3 protein-coding genes are annotated in these 3,218 nt (G+C 38.3%); all 3 read left to right on the top strand.

What is annotated here, in order from left to right; translation table 11 throughout:
* The first annotated feature begins 40 nt into the window (after positions 1-40).
* The gene (locus tag D6734_12710; GenBank protein ID RMF92268.1) at positions 41-361 is read left to right on the top strand and encodes a hypothetical protein; all 321 of its coding nucleotides are present in this window, start codon (positions 41-43) and stop codon (positions 359-361) included.
* A 15-nt stretch (positions 362-376) separates the two neighbouring features.
* Entirely contained in the window at positions 377-673 is a 297-nt protein-coding gene (locus D6734_12705) for a TIGR04076 family protein (GenBank protein RMF92267.1), read from the top strand.
* A gap of 128 nt (positions 674-801) precedes the next feature.
* On the top strand, positions 802-3,218 hold a 2,417-nt coding region (locus D6734_12700), incomplete at its 3' end, for a TonB-dependent receptor (protein ID RMF92266.1).

Raw genomic sequence — 3,218 nt, 5'->3', positions numbered from 1 at the left:
TTATGGAGAGTTTCGTGGGGAATACAACGCTATTGAGATTGTGAAAAAGTATAATCCTGAAACTCTTGTAATTGTTACACTTACTCCTTTTGAGGGCACGCCAATGGAAAATTGCGGCACTCCGAATATACGAAAGGTTGTCGAGTTGATGTGCAAAGCGAGGAAAACACTGAAAAAAACAGAGCTTTCTCTTGGTTGTGAACATCCTCGAAACAGAGAAGGGATAGAACTTGAAAAATATTCAGTATTGGCAGGAATCAATAGGATTGCAGTTTATTCTGATGAGGCAGTTAACATTGCCAAAGAATTAGGGCTCGAGATACATTATGCAAAAACATGCTGCTCTGTATCTATCAACTAAAGAAAGGAGATAAAAATGGCTGATAGCAAGGAAAAAAAAGGAAGAAATGCACGGGGGCCTGTAATAAAGGCGACCGTTGTAAGCATTAAAGGATTTTGTGAAGCAGGTCATAAGGTAGGCGATGAGTTTATCCTGAGTTTGCGCACTCCCGAAGGCTTATGTGTCGATGCCTGTGTCAATATAGTTATAAAGCTAAGGAATATGCTTTTCAAGAAGGATGAGTTTTTCAAGGATAAGAATAAGAAGGTGCGCGTCAATTGCCCTGATCTTCAAAATTATGTTGAATTTGAACTGGAAAGAATTGAAGATTAGATGTGTGAACATTTCTAAATAATATTCGAATAATTCTTGACAAAAATATTGACTTACGAGATACAATCAATGTTTTTTTGAAAAATTTGTTGGGTGATAAATTTCAAACATAAAGAAGAGGATGGGATATGCTGAAGAGAGTGAAAAATGTTTTCGTTTTTTTCCTTTTAATGACTCTTGTTATCTCAGGAGTTTCATTTGCTCAGAATGTAGGTAAGGTAAAAGGTAAGGTAATAGATGAAAAGAGTAAACAGCCGTTGCCGGGTGTTACGATTACAGTGGACGGCACTGACGCCATTGCTTTTACAGATGAGAATGGAGCTTATGAATTGGAACTTCCTGAAGGAACATATGTTTTGAGGACTGAATTTTTAGGTTATGTTCCCGGTAAAGCTGAAAATGTTGTGGTAAGCAGTGAAAAAGCGAATGTTGTCAATTTCTCGATGAAGGAAGCTGCCGCATTTACAGGCGAGGAAGTTGTTGTTACAGGCGAGAGATTGAATGTTCCTCTTTCAAGAGCAACGGCATCGGTTTCAGTTGAAAGCTCAAAGAAATTCGAGTTTGTATCAGGCGCAGAGGATGCAGGTGACCTTCTTAAAAGTACGCCGGGAATTCAAATGGAAAGTGTCGGAGGCGCTGGTTCTGAGAAGAGAATAAAGATTAGAGGACAAGGTTCACCTATTAATAACAATAGAGTATTGCTTCTCATAGATGGTGTCCCTGCCCAAAATCCTCGTGTTGGAACGGCTGATATTTCTGATTTCCCTGTTGAAATGATTGAAAGAATAGAAGTTATGAAAGGCGCCGCATCTGCAATTTATGGTGGCAACGCACAATCAGGTGTCATCAATATCATCACAAAAAAGGGAAGAAAAAAACCTATCTTTAAGTTTGATATGAAAGTTAGCACTTATCAGCATCGCCACGATGCTAATCAGGATTGGACGCAGTATTATGGGGTCTTTCACAGTTGGGGCGGAAAAAATTGGGATTATTCCATAAGCGGTTCTTATCTCTTTTCAAAAGGGCTTACTTATGCCGAAACTAATAAATTGGCAGTTTCGGCTGCTAGACAAGGTTATATAAAAGTCAATTATCCGGGATTTCCCGATTTTGAACCTAATAAACCGGCAACAGCTCCGCCTTATTTCAATTATAATCCGAATGTTGTTTTTGATACCAGTGACCTCGATGATGCAGAGAATTATAATGTGAATGTAAATTTCGGATTCAAGCCATTCAAAGGGAATCAAGTTAGAATCAATACTGGCTATGCCTTCAGGCATGCTCCTAATTTCTTTGGCTCATTTACGGTCCCATCAATAGACCTCGTTACACGAAACAGAAGAGAATGGCTCAGTTTTACAGATACTTGGGAGATTACGCCAAAGCTTACCTATGCATTGAAATTTAATATGGATAAAATTTCTAATACGGGTGACTTGTTCTTTTTCTCTAGTGATTACCAGTCGAAAAGGAAGGCAAAATATTATGCAAGGACTGGAGAAGACCCTCAAGAAGATATTGATTTTTGGAAAGCAACAGGTGTGCCATTGAATCTTTCTCCTTTTAGGTATTTTTCCAAAGATTGGGGAATAGATAATTCTATAACCTTTGTTTCTGATATTTTTGAACCTGAAGGCAATAGCTTGACTATTGGTCATGCTTTTAGATGGGAAAAGGTTGACCTTCCTCCTTCAAAGAATGAAGGTTTAAAGCAGTATCTTGAAACACCTCAGCATAGAAAAAGCACAGCGATTTACTTTCAAGATTTACAGAAGATTGGAAAGCTCAATATAAATATTGGCGGCAGATGGGAGCAGATTACACATTTTATTGATGATTTTGATGATGAATTTTCTCCTCGATTTGCTGTCAACTATGAGATTAGTCCCGGGACAACCTTGAGAGCATCCGTTGGAAGAGCGTTTAGACCACCCGAATACAGCCATGTCTATTATTTTAAGGGGCAAGGTGGAAACTTCTTTGGGAATCCTGAATTGACTTATGATATTGCATGGAACTACGAACTTGGCTTGAAGTTTTTGACGAAATATGTCAGCGGTGATATTGCATATTATTATACTAAGTATTCTGACCAAGAAGTGGAAGTGCCTTTGCTTGCGGCAAATCCAGAGCTTGTAAATTTAGATAATCCGAAGAATGTAAAATTCTTCAAAATTTATAAGAAGAATAGAGAGATTTTAGGCGCTGATGTTGCAGATGCAGTTAACAAGGTTCTCAACTATTATATTGATAGTGGATTAGTTTCAAAGGAAGAATTCATCGGTGTACCTCGTGCTAGGACATGGATTAATAGAGGTACTGCAGTATATCAGGGTTTTGATACGAGCTTTGATATAGAAAATCCATGGCTTCCTAATCTCAATTTGAATCTAAGCTACTTGTTTACGAGAGCAAGGGCAGGTAATGTAAATCCCTTTGATTTTTCACAAGGAGGAGCTCCACAACCCGTTAAAGCTCCAAATTTTGTTACAGATGCAAGGCGTGATGTAGTTCCTCTAAATATTCTCGAAGTTGATGG

Source organism: Candidatus Schekmanbacteria bacterium, from assembly GCA_003695725.1.
GTDB lineage: Bacteria > Schekmanbacteria > GWA2-38-11 > GWA2-38-11 > J061 > J061.
This window is presented reverse-complemented; position numbering and strand designations above follow the sequence as displayed.

Coding starts and splice junctions, on each gene's coding strand:
- D6734_12705 (RMF92267.1), top strand. CDS start 377: ATGGCTGATAGCAAGGAAAAAAAAGGAAGAAATGCACGGGGGCCTGTA.